The sequence below is a fragment of the Streptomyces tailanensis genome (assembly GCF_008386495.1).
Lineage (GTDB): Bacteria > Actinomycetota > Actinomycetes > Streptomycetales > Streptomycetaceae > Streptomyces > Streptomyces tailanensis.
On record NZ_VTHJ01000054.1, the window covers coordinates 33,244 to 49,535 of the forward strand.

The following is a 16,292-nucleotide window of genomic DNA, read 5'->3' on the forward strand; positions in this document are numbered from 1 at the left end:
GGCGACTACTCGCCTGCGACCTGCTCCACCAGCGTCACGAAGTCCGCCACCGCCTTGCGTACGTCCTCCGCCGACCACTCCAGCCCCGCGGCCCGCACCTCCACCTCCGTGAGGGCCAGCCCCGGCCCGCCCCGGTCCCAGGCGCGGGCGAAGAGCAGCGTGTTCGTCTGCTCGCCCTGCCGCACCGCGGCCTCCGCGACGACATCGACGTCGTACGGCAGCCAGACCTGGAACTCGTTGGTGTGGGGCTCCTCGGGCTGTATGCGGGCCCACGGCAGCCCCGCCGCCGCGAACCCCTCGCGCAGCGCGCCGGCGACCACGCGCGCGTGGCGCACGTACTGCGGCAGCCGGGGCAGCTCGCGCTCCAGGCCGACGAGCGCCGACAGCGCGGTGGGGAACTGCTGGAACAGTTGGCCGCCGTACCGGTGCCGCCATGCCTTGGCCTCGTCGACGAGCGTCCTGGGGCCGGCGAGCGCGGCACCGCCGTAGGCGCCGAGGGACTTGTAGTACGACACGTAGACGCTGTCCGCGAGGCCCGCGATCTCGTCGACGGGGCGGCCGAAGTGGGTGACGGACTCCCACAGGCGGGCCCCGTCGAAGTGGACCATCGCGTCACGCGCGCGTGCCGCCTCGGTGACCTCCGTCAGCTCCTCCCAGGAGGGCAGGACGAAACCGGCGTCCCTCAGGGGCAGTTCGAGCATGAGCGTCCCGAAGGGCTCGTCGAAGTCGAGTACCTCGTCGGCGGTCGGCGGCCGCTGCTCGCTCGTCAGCCGGACCGGGCGCAACCCGCTGACCTGGCTGAACGCGCTCCGCTCGTGCACCTCGGGGTGGGAAAGGGCATGCAGGGCCACGGCCGGGTTCCCGGTACGGGCCGCCCAGCAGCGCAGGGCCACCTGCTGGGCCATCGTGCCGGTCGGGAAGAACGCGGCGGCCTCCATGCCGAGCAGCGCGGCGGTCCGCTCCTCCAGAACCTCGACGATCCCGTTGCCGTACATGTCCGCCGGCTCGTCCAGGTCGTACACATCCCCCGCCGCGTCCAGCACGGCCAGCCGTTCCCGGATCGTAGCCAGGGCGCTCGTCCGCGACAGCACGCGCTCCGCGGCCCGGTGAGCGGCCCGGCGCCGTTTGTACCGCAGCATCGCCGCGGACCTCTGGGACGATTCCTCGGGCGTCTCTTCCGCCGTGTCAGTCATCCCCGGATCATCCCCCGCGCCGCATCCCCCGGGCATGCGGTTTTCGCACCCCTGCGACCTGCGCACATTCCCCACCGAAACCCACAGCCTGTGGACAACCGATCGACCCTCGAACCAATCGCGTTAACATGACGAGAAATCGTCCGGTACCCAGTGCGGACTGGAACGGGAAGGCCACCACCGAGTGAGTACATTCCAGCAACCAGAGCCGAAGGACCGCCCCGCGCGGCTCACCGTCGGCGTCGTCGGCGCCGGCCGCGTGGGTCCCGCGCTGGCGGCGTCGCTGCAGCTCGCCGGGCACCGCCCGGTGGCCGTCTCCGGGGTCTCCGACGCCTCCAGGCGCCGCGCCGCCGAGCTGCTGCCGGACGTGCCGCTCATGTCCCCCGCCGACGTGCTGGGACATGCGGACCTGGTCCTGCTGACCGTGCCGGACGACGCCCTGCCGGGCCTCGTCGAGGGCCTCGCCGAGACCGGCTCCGTACGGCCGGGGCAGCTGCTGGTGCACACCTCCGGGCGGTACGGCGCGAAGGTGCTGGACCCCGCGCTCAGGGCGGGGGCGCTGCCGCTGGCGCTGCACCCCGCGATGACGTTCACCGGTACTCCGGTGGACGTGCAGCGGCTCGCCGGGTGCTCCTTCGGGGTCACGGCACCCGAGGAGCTGCGGCTGGCCGCCGAGGCGCTGGTGATCGAGATGGGCGGCGAACCGGAGTGGATCGCCGAGGCGAACCGCCCGCTCTACCACGCGGCCCTCGCCCTGGGCGCCAACCATCTGGTGACCCTGGTCGCCCAGTCCATGGAGCTGCTGCGCACGGCCGGCGTCGAGGCCCCCGACCGCATGCTCGGCCCGCTCCTGGGCGCCGCCCTGGACAACGCCCTGCGCTCCGGTGACGCGGCCCTCACCGGGCCCGTCGCGCGCGGCGACGCGGGCACGGTCGCCGCGCATGTCGCCGAGCTGCGCGCGCACGCCCCGGCGACCGTCGCCGGATATCTGGCGATGGCCCGCGCGACCGCCGACCGGGCCCTCGCCCACGGCCTGCTCAAACCGGAGCTGGCCGAGGACCTCCTCGGGGTACTCGCGGACGGGACGAACGGAATCACCGGAGCCGACGGCACCGACGGCACCGACGGGAACGCCCGATGACCATCACTGTGCTGCGCACCGCCGACGAACTGCACGCACGCGCGCGTGCGGGCCGTCGCGCCGTCGTGATGACCATGGGCGCCCTGCACGAGGGCCACGCCACCCTGATCCGCACCGCGCGCGAGCTCGCGGGCCGCGAGGGCGAGGTCGTCGTCACCGTCTTCGTGAACCCCCTCCAGTTCGGCGCGGGCGAGGACCTCGACCGCTACCCGCGCACCCTGGACACCGACGTCAAGCTCGCCGAACAGTCCGGCGCCGACGTGGTGTTCGCCCCCTGGGTGGACGAGGTCTACCCCGGCGGCGAACCCCAGGTCCGCATCACCGCGGGCCCCATGGGCGAACGCCTGGAGGGCGCCGCCCGCCCCGGGCACTTCGACGGCATGCTCACCGTCGTCGCCAAGCTGCTGCACCTCACCCGCCCCGACCTGGCGCTCTACGGCCAGAAGGACGCCCAGCAGCTCGCCCTGATCCGCCGTATGGTCCGTGACCTGAACTTCGGCGTGGAGATCGTCGCCGTACCGACCGTCCGCGAGGCCGACGGCCTGGCCCTGTCCAGCCGCAACCGCTATCTGTCCGCCGAGGAGCGGCGTACGGCCCTCGCCCTCTCCAAGGCCCTGTTCGCGGGCCGGGACCGGCACGCCGCCCAGGAGGCCCTACGCGCGCGTGCCCGCGAAGTACCCGCCACGCGCGCGCGTGCCGAGGCCCTCAGCGCCATCGGCGAGTCCCGCGCGGCCGCCGACGCCCACGCCATGGCGAAAGCGGCGCCCGGCGGCCCGGCCGCCGTCCGCGCCGCCACCCGCCTCGTCCTCGACGAGGCCCTGCGCATGAAGCCGCCGCTGGAGCTGGACTACCTGGCCCTGGTGGACCCCTCCGACTTCACCGACATCCCCGACGACTTCACCGGCGAAGCCGTCCTCGCCGTCGCGGCCCGGGTGGGGACGACCCGGCTGATCGACAACATCCCGCTGACCTTCGGAGCCGCCTCGTGACCACCACAGGCATACGACTGCACGCGCCTGCCCCCGGTTGGTCCATCGCCGCCGATGTCGTGGTCGTCGGTTCGGGCGTCGCCGGCCTCACCGCCGCGCTGCGCTGCGAGGCCGCCGGCCTGAACACCGTCGTCGTCACCAAGGCCCGCCTCGACGACGGCTCCACCCGCTGGGCCCAGGGCGGCATCGCCGCCGCCCTCGGCGAGGGCGACACCCCCGAACAGCACCAGGACGACACCCTGGTCGCGGGCGCGGGCCTGTGCGACGAGGACGCCGTACGGCTGCTCGTCACCGAGGGACCCGACGCCGTACGCCGCCTGATCGAGACCGGCGCCCACTTCGACGAGTCCGAGGAAGGCGGCCTGGAGCTCACCCGCGAGGGCGGCCACCACCGCCGCCGCATCGCCCACGCGGGCGGCGACGCCACCGGCGCCGAGATCTCCCGGGCCCTCGTCGAGGCCGTACGCGCGCGTGGACTGCGCACGATCGAGAACGCGCTCGTCCTGGACCTCCTGACGGACGCCGAGGGCCGCACCGCCGGTGTAACCCTGCACGTCATGGGCGAGGGCCAGCACGACGGCGTGGGAGCCGTCCACGCCCCCACCGTCGTCCTCGCGACCGGCGGCATGGGCCAGGTCTTCTCCGCGACCACCAACCCGTCCGTGTCGACCGGCGACGGCGTGGCCCTCGCCCTGCGCGCGGGCGCCGAGGTCAGCGACCTGGAGTTCGTCCAGTTCCACCCCACCGTGCTGTTTCTGGGCCCGGACGCCGAGGGTCAGCAGCCCCTCGTCTCCGAGGCGGTACGCGGCGAGGGCGCCCACCTGGTCGACGCCGACGGCACGCGCTTCATGGTCGGACAGCACGAACTCGCCGAGCTCGCCCCCCGGGACATCGTCGCCAAGGGCATCATGCGCCGTATGCAGGAACAGGGCGCCGAGCACATGTACCTGGACGCCCGGCACTTCGGCGCCGACATGTGGCAGCACCGCTTCCCGACGATCCTCGCCGCCTGCCGCGCCAACGGCTTCGACCCGATCACCGAGCCCATCCCGGTCGCCCCGGCCGCCCACTACGCCTCCGGCGGCGTCCGCACCGACTCCCACGGCCGTACGACCGTGCCCGGCCTCTACGCCTGCGGCGAGGTCGCCTGCACCGGCGTCCACGGCGCCAACCGGCTCGCCTCGAACTCCCTCCTGGAGGGCCTGGTCTACGCCGAGCGCATCGTCACCGACATCGCCGCCGCCCACGCCGAAAGCGGCCTCCACGCGCGCGTGCCCCAGCCCGTCCCATACGCGGAGACCCCGGCGCACCCGCTGCTCGCCCCAGAGGTACGGTTCGCGATCCAGCGGACCATGACGGAGGGCGCCGGCGTGCTGCGCTCCGAGGCCTCCCTGGCGACCGCCGCCGCGGCCCTCGACCGGCTGCACGCCGACGCCCGGGACGCCCTCGCCGAGAACGGCAAGACGGCCGAGCCCGGCACCGACACCTGGGAGACCACCAACCTCCTGTGCGTGGCCCGCGTCCTGGTCGCCGCCGCCCGGCTCCGCGAGGAGACCCGCGGCTGCCACTGGCGCGAGGACCACGCCGAGCGCGACGACGCCGAGTGGCGCCGCCACATCGTCGTACGGCTGAATCCGGACCGGACCCTCGCCGTACACACCACGGATACCGCAGACTTCCCCCCTACCCGGCCGCACCAGCAGGAGCAGTGACAGACGTGAGCACCCCCGATCTTCCCCTCGTCCAGAGCGGCGGCTGCGGCGACGGCTGCGGCTGCGGCGCCGACGACGGTCTTACCGAGGACGAGTACCTGGAGTGCGGGCTCGACCCCGCGCTCGCCCAGCTCCTGGCCGACGCCGGGCTCGACCCAGTGGAGGTCGAGGACATCGCCAACGTCGCCATCCAGGAGGACCTCGACCACGGTGTGGACGTCACCACGGTCGCCACGATCCCCGAGGACGCCCGCGCCACCGCCGACTTCACCGCCCGGGAGGGCGGCGTCGTGGCGGGCCTGAGGATCGCCGAGGCGGTCCTCTCCGTGGCCTGCTCCGACGAGTTCGAGGTCGAGCGGCACGTCGACGACGGCGACCGGGTGGAGGCCGGGCAGGTGCTCCTCAGCGTCACCGGCGCCACCCGCGACCTCCTCACCGCCGAACGCAGTGCCCTCAACCTGCTGTGCCGCCTCTCCGGCATCGCGACCGCCACGCGCGCGTGGGCGGACACCCTGGAGGGCACGAAGGCGAAGGTCCGCGACACCAGGAAGACCACGCCGGGCCTGCGGTCCCTCGAAAAGTTCGCGGTCCGCTGCGGCGGCGGGGTCAACCACCGCATGTCGCTGTCCGACGCGGCCCTCGTCAAGGACAACCACGTCGTCGCCGCGGGCGGCGTCTCCCAGGCCTTCAAGGCCGTGCGCGAGATGTTCCCCGAGGTGCCCATCGAGGTCGAGGTCGACACCCTCCACCAGCTCCGCGAGGTCGTCGACGCGGGCGCCGACCTGATCCTCCTGGACAACTTCACACCGATCGAGTGCGAGGAGGCCGTGGCCGTCGTCGCCGGCCGGGCGGCCCTGGAGGCCTCGGGCCGCCTGACCCTCATCAACGCCAAGGCGTACGCGGACACGGGCGTCGACTACCTGGCGGTGGGAGCCCTCACCCACTCGTCTCCCATCCTGGACATCGGCCTCGACCTGCGCGCGGCCGAGTAGGGACGGGGACGGGACATGCTGCTGACGATCGACGTGGGCAACACCCACACCGTCCTCGGACTGTTCGACGGCGAGGACATCGTCGAACACTGGCGCATCTCCACGGACGCGCGCCGTACCGCCGACGAACTGGCGGTCCTGTTGCAGGGCCTCATGGGCATGCACCCGCTCCTCGGAGAGGAGTTGGGCGACGGCATCGACGGCATCGCGATCTGCGCCACCGTCCCGTCCGTTCTCCACGAGCTCCGCGAGGTGACCCGCCGCTACTACGGCGACGTTCCCGCCGTCCTCGTCGAGCCCGGCGTCAAGACGGGCGTGCCGATCCTCACCGACAACCCCAAGGAGGTCGGCGCCGACCGCATCATCAACGCGGTCGCCGCGGTCGAGTTGTACGGCGGTCCGGCCGTCGTCGTCGACTTCGGTACGGCGACGACGTTCGACGCGGTGAGCGCCCGCGGCGAGTACGTCGGCGGGGTCATCGCGCCCGGCATCGAGATCTCCGTCGAGGCGCTCGGCGTCAAGGGCGCCCAGCTCCGCAAGATCGAGGTCGCCCGGCCGCGCAGCGTCATCGGCAAGAACACGGTCGAGGCGATGCAGTCGGGGATCGTGTACGGGTTCGCCGGGCAGGTGGACGGGGTGGTGGGCCGGATGGTTCGCGAGCTGGCCGATGATCCCGAGGATGTGACGGTGATCGCGACGGGTGGCTTGGCGCCGATGGTTCTGGGCGAGTCCTCCGTCATCGACGAGCACGAGCCCTGGCTGACGCTGATCGGGCTGCGGCTGGTGTACGAGCGGAACGTGTCGCGTCTCTGAGGGGCGCCTGAGAGCTCGGGGGGTGCGGTTTCGTCGGCGGCTGCGGGTGGGTGGGGGCTGGTCGCTCCCCCACTCTCGGCTTCGCTCGAGCGGGGGGACCCCCATCGCGGCGGAGCCGCATATGTCACAGCCCCGCGCCCCTGAAAGACACGGCCCTGCGGGCCGAAAAGCATGGGGCGCAGCCCCTGCTTTTCAGGGGCGCGGGGTTGTATCGATTTGCGGCTCCGCCGCGTGGGCGCGAGCAACCACACACCACCCGCAGCCCCCAACGCACCCCCACCCCCTACGGCGATACGGCCCTTCAGCCGACCTCGTCCACATCCTTCGCGCTGAGCGCCAGCTCATTGGCCACAGTGAAGTACGGCTTCACCCGGGTCCCGCCCCGCTCGAAGTGCTCGAAAATCTGACCCGGCACAAGATCCGTCTTCCGCCGCTCCACCACATCCCCGCCGATCCGCCCGACGGGCACGCCCTCCGCCCCCTCCGTCGGCACCACGACCAGGTCCCACAGATCGTGCTCGACACTGCGCCGGTTCATGAGCTCCCCGTACGGAACGGTGAACCGCAGCCCCCGCTCACCCACCGCCCGTACAGGCACGGTGAAGTCGTAGGCAGAGTCGGTCCGTGAGACGGCCCGGACGACCGCGGCCTCCCCCAGCGGAGCGCCTCCGTACAGCGTCGCGCTCACCCTCGCCGCCCCGTCGCCCACCTCGATCGTGTCGATCTCGGCGTGCGCGGTCCGCAGCCAGGTGCGTAGCGCGAGGAACCCGTCCACGGTCGGATACGGGATCCACGCGGCGACGCCCCGCCGGTCGACGACCGGCGGCCTGCCCACCAGCGCGGCCTGTTCGACGAGCTGGACGGTGAGGCGGACGCGTTTGTTCGTGCCGCGCGGCGCGACGTAGCAGTCCCAACGGCCCTCGGCGAGGGTGTGTTCGCCGGGCCGGAGGGTGGCGTGGGCGTCCGGGGCCGGCTGTACGGGGACGCGGACCTCGCGTTTGGCGGGGTCGCGGCGGAGTCGGGCGATGAAGTCGAGGGAGCCGGTGGGCAGCCCGGCCGGGTCGAGCAGTACGGTGACGCCGCCGTCGGCGGTGGCGCGGGCGTGCGCGGTGGGTGTGGGAGCGCTCTCCGTGGGCACGGGAGCGGCCGGGGCGGGACGGGTGCGGCCGGCTCGGGTGAGTCTGCCGAGGAGGGTCGTGCCGTCCCATCTGCGGCGGCGTGACTTGGACAGTTGCTCGAAGAGGTCCTCGTAGCGGCGGGCGATGGCGGAGGGGGCGTATGTGTCGGCCTTCTTGATCGCCGCCGCGCCGAGCCGCTCGCGCAGGATGTCGTCGGCGACGATGCGCTTCAGTGCGTCGGCGTAGGCGTCGACGTCACCGTCCAGCGGTACGAGCAGGCCGTCCTCGCCGTCGCTGATGATCTCGCCGGGGCCGTGGGGGCAGTCGGTGGCGACGACCGGGACCCCGCAGTGCATGGCCTCGACGATCGTCATGCCGAAGGACTCCATGTCGGAGGAGACGGCCGCGACGGCGCCCTTGGCCCACTCGGTCTCGATCGGGGAGACCGCGCCCATGAGGAACGCCCGGTCGTGCAGCCCGAGCCGGTCGATCTGCTGCCGCAGGTTCTCCTTCTGCGGTCCGCGGCCGTAGATCCGCAGGGTCCAGCCGGGGTATTCGGCGGCCACCTTGGCGAACGCGTCGACCAGCCGGTCGTACCGCTTGATGGGGATGAGCCGGCCGGCCGCGACGATGACCCGGGAGCCCAGGGAGGACCGTTCGACGGCCGGAGCCTGTACACCGTTGGGGACGCACACGATGGTCGTGGTGACGTCGGGCAGTGCGGCGCGGTACTGGGCGGCGTCGGCCTCGGAGACGGTGACGTAGGCGTCGAGGCCGGCGATGGCGTTGTTCTGGTTGGTGCGCAGCGGTTCCCGGTACTGGTCGAGGCTGAGGTGCTCCTGACCGACGCGGAGGTAGCGACGGCGGCCGTCGCGGGCGAGGTAGCCGTTGAGGTCCGGGCGGGTGGCGATGACGACGTCGGCGTCGGTACGGGCGAGGAAGCCGCCGATGCGTTCGTCCTGCAGGGCGGTGTAGGCCATGTTCCCGGTGGCGCCGGTGTAGGGGAACATCGTGCCGGGCAGCTTGGTGAGCGGGTGGTCGCCCTCGTAGCCGGGGTTGTTCTCGCGCATCTCGATCAGCGAGGTCACGCGGACGCGCGGGTCGAAGGGGAGCGACGGTGCGTCCCGGAAGCAGTGGATGCTGACGACCTCGACGTCGTGCCGGTCGGCGAACGCGGCGGACAGGTTCGCCGTGGAACGGATGGTGCCGCCGATGCCGTAGGCGTTGTTGATCAGGAATGCGATCTTCACGTGTGTTTCCCCCTGGAGCCCGCCCGGGCATGGGCGGCATCGCGCTCGCGGCCCCGTCGTCCGGTCGGGGCTGTGCGCGGGCACGGCGATATGCGTGGCCGTAATTGCGAATGAATTGATGCAGCGGAAATCGACCGGCCGGGAAAGCACGGAATAGAGATACGCGCGCAGGCGCATCCCGCCAGGAAATCCCAGTCGGACGACGGAAAGCCTAAGTGACACGCATCACAAAACTTGTGAAGCGCGCCGTACAACCAAACAGCTACTCACCGACCAGGATCCCCCCTGGTCACAGCCCCACTCCCCCACTTCCCCGGACGGAACGCCGAGGGCAACAAAAAGTGAACCGAGAATATAGCTCTCACAAAGGAAAGCCAAAGAACAATATCAGCCACTCCCGCACCAGGAGTCGCCAAGAGGGGTCAAGAGAGGTCAAGAAGGCGTTCCAGAGGTCGGAATATCAGACTCCGTTTAGCGGCGGCCTTTCGAGTGACTCACGGCCGGAGCGGTGTGGTCTCCAGAACCTCCGCCGCCATCCGCCCCGCCGGTCCGGCCGTCTCCTCCGCGATACGGCGGAACGTCTCCTGGGCCTGGCGCGCGGGCCACTCCGTCGGCAGGTGCTGTACGGGGAGGCGGGGGTCGGTGCGGATGATGCGCAGCCATTCGGCGACCAGGCGCAGTCGGGTGGCGATGGGGTCGGCGGAGGCTAGGGGGTGGTGTGAAGGTCCCGTGCGGTGCCCGCGGTGTTCGGTGCGTGCCCTCGGCGTGCCGGACGAAGGCCCTTGATGGGGGTCCCCCCGCTCGAGCGAAGCCGAGAGTGGGGGAGCGTGCCGGGCGCCGGGGGTGCTGTGCGGGACCTTCACACCACCCCCTAGGGTCGCGGTGGTCCAGCGCTTGTCGAAGGCGACGTAGCGGGCGGCGAGGGCCTCCAGGTCCCAGCTCTCGCGGATCATCAGGCCGATGTCGGTGAACTCGTCGGCGCGCGCGTGGAACACCTTCACGTGGGCGTCGAGCCCCAGTTCCGAGACGATCTCCCGGACGTCCACCCGCCCCGGTGCGATCCACAGCCCGCTGTACAGCGCCCCGAACCCGGACCAGGTGAGCCGGGAGCGCAGATCGTGCCGTTGCCGCTGCCAGGACTCGGGGAGCGAGAAGCCGAGGAGGGTCCAGGTGCCGTCCCAGTCCTCGTTGACCGCGCCGATGCTCCAGATACGCCGGCCGCCGTCGCGCAGGATGTCGGACGCGTGCGGGGTGAGCCCGAAGTACATCTTCCGTCCCTCGCGCTGGCGCCGCAGCAGCCCCCGGTTCACCATCCGGGTCAGCGTCGACCGCACCGCCTGCTCCCCCGTGCCGACCCGCCCGAGCACATCGATGATGCTCCCCGAGTAGACCCCCAGGTCGCCCTCCCCCCGGTCCAGCACGTGGTTGCCGAAGAAGGAGAGCACGAGTGACTGCGGCCGCGGCTGCGGCGCGTCCACGGCGTCGACGTCCAGGATCTGGTCCTCCACAGCGGTAAGAGTACGTACGACGGGGCGCCCCGCGCCCCGTAAGGGGCCCGGGGCGGTGCCGATATGCGGCTCCGCCGCGATGGGGGTCCCCCCGCTCGAGCGAAGCCGAGAGTGGGGGAGCGACAAGCCCCCGCGCGCCCGTAGCCGACCGCCTTACAAGCCCACCCCTTCCTTGGTGGCAACCCCCTCCCGAAGGACCCCGTCCCCCAACGAGTCCCGATGCGTCTCCCGTACGAACCACACGGTCACCGCGGTGATCGCCGCACCTCCGCACACCAGCAGCGAGATCGGCGTACTGGACCCCCCGTTGGCAGCCACCAGGCTCCCGGCGATCATCGGCGAGAACCCCGCACCGATCAGCGTGGCGAGCTGATACCCCAGCGAGGCCCCGGTGTAGCGAACCTTCGTGCCGAACATCTCGGTGAGCAGCGCGCCCAGCGGCCCGTACATCACGGACTGGGCGATGCCGTGGCCCAGGACGACCGCGAGGATGAGCAGCCCGGGCGACTTGGAGTCGACCAGGGCGAGGACGGGGAAGGCGAGCGCGGCGGAGGCGAGGGCTCCGCCGAGGACGACGGGGCGGCGGCCGATGCGGTCGGAGAGGGCGGACGCGCAGGGCAGGACGACGAGGGCGACGGACGCGGAGACGGTGAGCGCGGTGAGGACCTGCGGCCGGGGGTAGCCGATGCCGGTGGCGTACGCGATGAGGTAACTGGTCAGCAGGGACTGCGCGGTGAAGGCGCCGATGCCGACGCAGGCGGCGAGGGCGAGGGCGCGCGGCCGGCGCAGTACGTCGACGAGCGGCATCCTTGCCTCGGCCCGGTCCCGCTTGACCTTGGCGAACAGGGGGCTCTCGACGACCTTCAGCCGGACGAACAGCCCGACGCCGAGCAGTACGACGCTGAGCAGGAACGGCACGCGCCAGCCCCACGCCGCGAACTCGTCCCTGGGCATGGCGACGACGAGGGTGACGACGACCGAGGAGAGCAGGGAGCCGAGCGGCGCTCCCATCTGCGTGAAGCTGGACCACAGTCCGCGCCGCTTCTCCCCGGCGTGCTCGACGACCATGAGCGTGGCGCCGCCCCACTCACCGCCGATGGCGATGCCCTGGAGCACGCGCAGGGTGATCAGCAGGACGGGCGCCCACACACCGATGGTGTCGTAGGTGGGCAGCAGCCCGATGAGAAAGCTGGCGCCACCCATCAGGCCCATGGTCAGCAACAGCATCGACTTCCGCCCGAGCCGGTCGCCGAAGTGACCGAAGATCACGCCGCCGAGGGGGCGGGCGACGTAACCGGCGGCGAAGGTTCCGAACGCTGCGATGGTGCCGACGGCCGGGTCGGCGCCCGGGAAGAAGAGTTCACCGAAGACGAGCGCGGCGACCGTGCCGTAGACGAGGAAGTCGTAGAACTCGACGGCCGTGCCGAGCAGCCCGGAGAGCGCTACACGACGCAACTGCCGTGTGCGCGCGGCCTGTTCGGCCTGCTCGGCGGGGTTGGGGAGTGCGGCCGGGGAGGGGGACGGGGGCATGCGGGTCTCCCTGGAGCGATGGGGGAACGAGGGAGTGACACCGCGAAGGTAGGCGTACCTCTATCCGCCGTCAAGATTCTGCACAACCTCGATTCCGGACGCCGGCCCGGACTCAGCCCGGCTCACCCCGGCTCGCCCCAACCCCGGCTCAGCCCGGCTCCAGGAACTCCAGCCGGTTCCCCACGGGATCCTCGGAGTAGAAACGTCGGCATCCCGGAAGCCCGTCGTCCCAGGTCACGGCCGCCCCACACCCGGCGAGCCGGGCGGCGTACGCCTCGATCCCCCGCACCCGCAGCCCCGGATGGGCCTTCTTCGCGGGCCGGAAGCCCTCCTCGATCCCGAGGTGCAGAACGGCCTCCCCCGCCCGGAACCAGCAACCGCCCCGCGCGGCGAGTGCCGGCGGCTTGGGGATCTCGACCATCCCGAGAACGTCCACGTAGTACGTCCGCAACCGCCCCTCCGACCCCGGCGGGGCGGCGAGCTGGGCGTGGTCGAGTGCGGCGATCACCGGTTCGCCCCCGGCTTGCGGGCGACGACGAAGATGCGGCGGAACGGGAACGGGGTGCCGTGGGTGGTGGGCGGGTAGGCCTCGCGCAGTGCGGCCCGGTAGTCGGCGACGAACGGGTCGGCGTCCGGGCCGAGTTCGGCGAGGACAGGGCGCAGACCGGTGCCCTTCACCCAGTCGAGGACCGGGTCCTCGCCCTGGAGGAGATGGATGTACGTCGTCTCCCAGGCGTCCACCTCGCAGCCGAGATCGGCGAGGGCGGCGAGGTAGGCGGCGGGTGTGTGGATCGCGTCGCCGTGGCGGAGGGTGCCGTCGAGGCGGTCCTTCCAGCGGTCGGAATGGGCGAGTTCGCGCATGAGGCGGTGGCTGGGCGAGTCGAAGTTGCCGGGGACCTGGAAGGCGAACGTTCCGCCGGCGGCCAGCGCGTCCACCCAGGCACCGAACCGGTCGACGTGCCCCGGGACCCACTGGAGGGTGGCGTTGCTGATGATCAGGTCGTACGGCTCCGAGGGCGCCCAGGTGCGGACGTCGGCCGGGGCGAAGTCGATCCGGCCGCCGCCCGGTGTGGGCCCCTCGTGATCCGCGTGGGCCTTGTCGAGCATCTCGGGCGAGTTGTCGTACCCGGTGATGTGCGCGCCGGGCCAGCGGTCGGCGAGCAGCCGGGTGACGTTGCCGGGGCCGCAGCCGAGGTCGGCGATCCGGGGGCGCTCCACGGGCGGGTCGGGCACGCGGGCGAGCAGGTCGACGAAGGCGCGGGCACGGTGGCCGGCGTGACGCAGGTACTGCTGGGGGTCCCAGGCGGGGCTGACGGACATGACTGACTCCCGCTCCTCATTTCTCGACAACTCCTCCGGTCTCAACAACTCCTCCGGATGCCCCCACTGTCGTAGCCACATACCTCGATGTCAAGAGACTTGATGTCAAGAGACTTCACATCGACACAACCACTACACTGATCGTCATGGAGGACGAGGTCGATCGGCTGGTCGCAGCGTGGCGCCGGGAGCGCCCCGACCTCGACGTGGAGCCGCTGGAAGTACTCAGCCGGGTGAGCAGGCTGGCCCGGCATCTGGACCGTGCGCGCAGGCTGGCGTTCGCCGAGCACCAGCTGGAGCCGTGGGAGTTCGACGTGCTGACGGCGCTGAGGCGCGCCGGGAACCCGTATCAGCTCTCCCCGGGGCAGTTGCTCACGCAGACGCTGGTGACCTCGGGCACGATGACGAACCGTATCGACCGGCTGGCGAAGAAGGGCCTGGTGGAGCGGTTGCCCGACCCGTCGGACCGGCGGGGCGTGCTCGTCCGGCTGACGGAGGAGGGCCGGGACCGGGCGGACCAGGCGCTCGCCGGGCTCCTCGACCAGGAACGGGCGATCCTGGGCGAGCTGTCCAGCGCGCAGCGAGGTGAACTCGCGGGCCTGCTACGCCAGTTGACCGCCCCGTTCGACAACATCCCCGGCTAGGTCGACGGGCCCGACCCCGGCGCGGCGCGCGAGCGCGACGGCGGCGAGGGTGGAGTGCACGCCGAGCTTCCCGAGGACGTTCTGCATATGCGTGCGGACGGTGTGGGGCGAGAGGAACAGGCGCTCGGCGACGGCCTTGCGCCCCAGCCCCGCGACCATGCACCGAAGCACTTCCCGCTCACGTGGAGTGAGGGACTCAACCAGCCGCTCACTCTCCGTGCGGTGCTTGCGGGCGGCCGTCAACTCCCGCAGTACGCCGGTGAGAAGCGCGGGCGGCAGATGCGTCTCGTCCCGCAGGACACCGCGGATCACGGTGAGCAGCCGCGACAGCGAACAGTCCTTGGCGACCCATCCCGAGGCACCGGCCTGGAGCGCGAGGGCGGCCCGGCGCGGATCGTCCTTCTCCGCGAGGACGACGATCCGTACGCTCGGCTGCCCCGAGCGCACGCCCGCGACGAGCGATATGCCGTCGACGAGCCCGTCGTCCCCGCCTTCCTGCCCCGGCACGGCGGCGACAGGCGCGGGTACGGGTACGGCGGCCGGACGCGCGCCGGGGGCGTGGCCCCCGAGGTCGGCGTCGACCAGCAGTACGTCGTACTTGCGGCCCTCCGCCGCCGCGCGTTCCAGGCAGCGCAGCGCGGCGGGGCCGCTGCCGGCCGCGGACACGTCGACGTCGGGCTCGGCGGCGAGGGCCGCGGCGAGCGACTCGGCGAAGATGCGGTGGTCGTCGACGACCAGGACTCGGATGCGTACCACTGATACCCCCACTGGTCGGGGGACGACCGGCGCGGGTACGCCGCCCGGAGCGCTCCCCGGTTTACACCTGGGACGGGGTTGCCGCAGCCGCACGGCCGCCGCCGTGCTGGATCTGCTACCCCCACTCCGGGCGCCGTACCCGACTGTCTCGCCCCCTGATCAGCACCGGCCCCCACCGGTGCTGTTCATCAGAGTACGGCCGGGGGGCGGGAGCGGAAGCCCATTTGCAGAACTGGTTGGCCGGCGCGTTTATGGTGTGCCTCATGTTTCGTATGGAGACAGAAGTCGACAGAGAACGAAGCCAATTGCTGCGTTCCCGACTCCGCGCCACAAACACGGCGGCCTCCCCCGTCCTCCGCGCCCTCCGCGGCACCCCCGACGAACGCGAACTCCCCCTCCACGTCTGGGCCTTGGACGAGTCGGGCGCGTTGGCGGGTGGCCTGGTAGGCCACACCTGGGCGACCTGGCTCCACGTGACGTACCTGTGGATCGACGAACCCCGCCGGGGCGCGGGACTGGGCTCCCGGCTGCTGTCGAAGGCCGAACACCTGGCCACCACGGAACGCGGCTGCCGCACCGCCCGCCTGGAAACCTGGGACTTCCAGGCCCCCGACTTCTACCGACGGCACGGCTACGAGGTGGTGTGCGTGATCCCGGACTATCCGCCGGGGATCACGGAGTACACGTTGACTAAGCGGTTGGGGTGAGGCGGGGAGCACCGAGACTCCCCGCGAGCCGACTACGGTGTACGCCCCAAATGCGTGACAAGGATGCGGATCACGTCGTCGTCGATGACGTACAGGACCCGGTATTGGCCGACGCGCAGGCGGCGGGTGCGGGGGCCGTAGGCGGTCGACCCCGCTGGCCGAGGATCATCGGCCAGCTTGTCGATGGTGTCCAGGAGCAAGGCGAGGCCGCTCGGGTCCTCCTCCAGGAATCGTGCTGCGGCGTTGAGGGCGTGCGGCTCAAAGGTGATCTCGTAGGTCACTGTGGTTCGAGCCCCAGTCGCTTACGAACCTCCGCCATGGGGATGCCGGGTTCAAGCGTCCCCTCCGCCTTGCGTCGCTCGTAGTCCGCGACCGCGAGGGCGTCTTCGAGATCCTCTATCACCTGCGGTGAGACGAGGAGCGCGGCCACGTGCCCGTGGTCGGTGAGGGCGATGGTCTCGCGGCCGTGAGCGGCGCGGCGGACGAGGTCACCGAGCTGGGAGCGGGCGGCGCTGATCGCGATCTCAGTCATGCGCCGATGATCCCACAGGGTTCACCTTGTAGGCCATTCATGCCACAAGATTCACCCTCCAGGGTGACTACCTTCGCGACGCAACGC

General features: G+C 71.7%; 16 protein-coding genes. 7 read left to right on the forward strand and 9 right to left on the reverse strand.

The window, feature by feature from the left end:
- Positions 1 to 5: 5 nt before the first annotated feature.
- On the reverse strand, positions 6 to 1,193 hold the full coding sequence (locus F3T56_RS34300) for a threonine aldolase family protein (RefSeq protein WP_149829244.1): 1,188 nt from the start codon (positions 1,191 to 1,193) through the stop codon (positions 6 to 8).
- A 184-nt stretch (positions 1,194 to 1,377) separates the two neighbouring features.
- Here F3T56_RS34300 and F3T56_RS34305 point away from each other — a divergent pair, with 184 nt between their 5' ends.
- From F3T56_RS34305 to F3T56_RS34325, 5 genes are read left to right on the forward strand one after another with little or no spacing between them, the layout of a single operon-like run.
- A complete protein-coding gene (locus F3T56_RS34305; protein WP_149829245.1) occupies positions 1,378 to 2,334 on the forward strand; it encodes a Rossmann-like and DUF2520 domain-containing protein in 957 nt (318 codons plus the stop codon).
- Positions 2,331 to 3,323: a pantoate--beta-alanine ligase gene (gene panC, locus F3T56_RS34310; RefSeq protein WP_149829246.1), complete on the forward strand. Its 993-nt coding sequence runs from the start codon at positions 2,331 to 2,333 to the stop codon at positions 3,321 to 3,323. The genes F3T56_RS34305 and panC overlap by 4 nt, the downstream gene beginning before the upstream one ends.
- Entirely contained in the window at positions 3,320 to 5,035 is a 1,716-nt protein-coding gene (locus tag F3T56_RS34315; RefSeq protein ID WP_149829247.1) for an L-aspartate oxidase, read from the forward strand. The genes panC and F3T56_RS34315 overlap by 4 nt, the downstream gene beginning before the upstream one ends.
- A gap of 5 nt (positions 5,036 to 5,040) precedes the next feature.
- Positions 5,041 to 6,027 (forward strand): carboxylating nicotinate-nucleotide diphosphorylase, encoded by a 987-nt coding sequence (gene nadC, locus F3T56_RS34320; protein ID WP_149829248.1) that lies wholly within the window; start codon positions 5,041 to 5,043, stop codon positions 6,025 to 6,027.
- A 15-nt stretch (positions 6,028 to 6,042) separates the two neighbouring features.
- Entirely contained in the window at positions 6,043 to 6,840 is a 798-nt protein-coding gene (locus F3T56_RS34325) for a type III pantothenate kinase (protein WP_005475764.1), read from the forward strand.
- 301 nt (positions 6,841 to 7,141) lie between these two features.
- Here the strand turns inward: F3T56_RS34325 and F3T56_RS34330 are convergent, their stop codons facing one another.
- From F3T56_RS34330 to F3T56_RS34355, 5 genes are all read right to left on the reverse strand, one after another.
- On the reverse strand, positions 7,142 to 9,208 hold the full coding sequence (locus F3T56_RS34330; protein WP_149829249.1) for a glycosyltransferase family 4 protein: 2,067 nt from the start codon (positions 9,206 to 9,208) through the stop codon (positions 7,142 to 7,144).
- 494 nt (positions 9,209 to 9,702) lie between these two features.
- The gene (locus F3T56_RS48525; protein WP_246204194.1) at positions 9,703 to 10,716 is read right to left on the reverse strand and encodes a PaaX family transcriptional regulator; all 1,014 of its coding nucleotides are present in this window, start codon (positions 10,714 to 10,716) and stop codon (positions 9,703 to 9,705) included.
- Positions 10,717 to 10,869: 153 nt separating this feature from the next.
- Complete coding sequence (locus F3T56_RS34345; protein ID WP_149829250.1) at positions 10,870 to 12,246, reverse strand: MFS transporter; 1,377 nt, start codon at positions 12,244 to 12,246, stop codon at positions 10,870 to 10,872.
- Positions 12,247 to 12,394: 148 nt separating this feature from the next.
- Positions 12,395 to 12,754 carry a VOC family protein gene (locus F3T56_RS34350; protein ID WP_149829251.1) on the reverse strand — a complete coding sequence of 120 codons (360 nt, stop codon included), beginning with the start codon at positions 12,752 to 12,754 and terminating at the stop codon, positions 12,395 to 12,397.
- Positions 12,751 to 13,566 carry a trans-aconitate 2-methyltransferase gene (locus F3T56_RS34355; protein WP_149829252.1) on the reverse strand — a complete coding sequence of 272 codons (816 nt, stop codon included), beginning with the start codon at positions 13,564 to 13,566 and terminating at the stop codon, positions 12,751 to 12,753. Before F3T56_RS34355 ends, F3T56_RS34350 begins: the two co-directional genes overlap by 4 nt.
- Before the next feature lie 146 nt (positions 13,567 to 13,712).
- Between F3T56_RS34355 and tamR the strand changes: the two genes are divergently transcribed.
- Positions 13,713 to 14,210, forward strand: a complete 498-nt coding sequence (tamR, locus tag F3T56_RS34360) for a MarR family transcriptional regulator TamR (protein ID WP_149829253.1) — start codon at positions 13,713 to 13,715, stop codon at positions 14,208 to 14,210.
- On the opposite strand, the gene F3T56_RS34365 is transcribed toward tamR, so the two are convergent.
- On the reverse strand, positions 14,169 to 14,966 hold the full coding sequence (locus F3T56_RS34365; RefSeq protein WP_149829254.1) for a LuxR C-terminal-related transcriptional regulator: 798 nt from the start codon (positions 14,964 to 14,966) through the stop codon (positions 14,169 to 14,171). The two genes, tamR and F3T56_RS34365, sit on opposite strands and share 42 nt — an antisense overlap.
- Before the next feature lie 251 nt (positions 14,967 to 15,217).
- Here F3T56_RS34365 and F3T56_RS34370 point away from each other — a divergent pair, with 251 nt between their 5' ends.
- Positions 15,218 to 15,673: a GNAT family N-acetyltransferase gene (locus tag F3T56_RS34370; protein WP_172639277.1), complete on the forward strand. Its 456-nt coding sequence runs from the start codon at positions 15,218 to 15,220 to the stop codon at positions 15,671 to 15,673.
- A gap of 32 nt (positions 15,674 to 15,705) precedes the next feature.
- On the opposite strand, the gene F3T56_RS34375 is transcribed toward F3T56_RS34370, so the two are convergent.
- Both F3T56_RS34375 and F3T56_RS34380 read right to left on the reverse strand, forming a co-directional pair.
- On the reverse strand, positions 15,706 to 15,954 hold the full coding sequence (locus F3T56_RS34375; protein ID WP_149829256.1) for a type II toxin-antitoxin system RelE family toxin: 249 nt from the start codon (positions 15,952 to 15,954) through the stop codon (positions 15,706 to 15,708).
- Positions 15,951 to 16,205, reverse strand: coding sequence for a type II toxin-antitoxin system Phd/YefM family antitoxin (locus F3T56_RS34380; RefSeq protein WP_149829257.1), 255 nt, complete (start codon positions 16,203 to 16,205; stop codon positions 15,951 to 15,953). Before F3T56_RS34380 ends, F3T56_RS34375 begins: the two co-directional genes overlap by 4 nt.
- Positions 16,206 to 16,292: the final 87 nt, after the last annotated feature.

Excerpts from the sequence above, each read along its gene's own strand:
- F3T56_RS34370 (WP_172639277.1), top strand. The coding sequence starts at position 15,218 with ATGGTGTGCCTCATGTTTCGTATGGAGACAGAAGTCGACAGAGAACGA.
- F3T56_RS34325 (WP_005475764.1), top strand. The coding sequence starts at position 6,043 with ATGCTGCTGACGATCGACGTGGGCAACACCCACACCGTCCTCGGACTG.
- F3T56_RS34380 (WP_149829257.1), bottom strand. The coding sequence starts at position 16,205 with ATGACTGAGATCGCGATCAGCGCCGCCCGCTCCCAGCTCGGTGACCTC.
- F3T56_RS34345 (WP_149829250.1), bottom strand. The coding sequence starts at position 12,246 with ATGCCCCCGTCCCCCTCCCCGGCCGCACTCCCCAACCCCGCCGAGCAG.
- F3T56_RS34300 (WP_149829244.1), bottom strand. The coding sequence starts at position 1,193 with ATGACTGACACGGCGGAAGAGACGCCCGAGGAATCGTCCCAGAGGTCC.
- F3T56_RS34355 (WP_149829252.1), bottom strand. The coding sequence starts at position 13,566 with ATGTCCGTCAGCCCCGCCTGGGACCCCCAGCAGTACCTGCGTCACGCC.
- tamR (WP_149829253.1), top strand. The coding sequence starts at position 13,713 with ATGGAGGACGAGGTCGATCGGCTGGTCGCAGCGTGGCGCCGGGAGCGC.
- panC (WP_149829246.1), top strand. The coding sequence starts at position 2,331 with ATGACCATCACTGTGCTGCGCACCGCCGACGAACTGCACGCACGCGCG.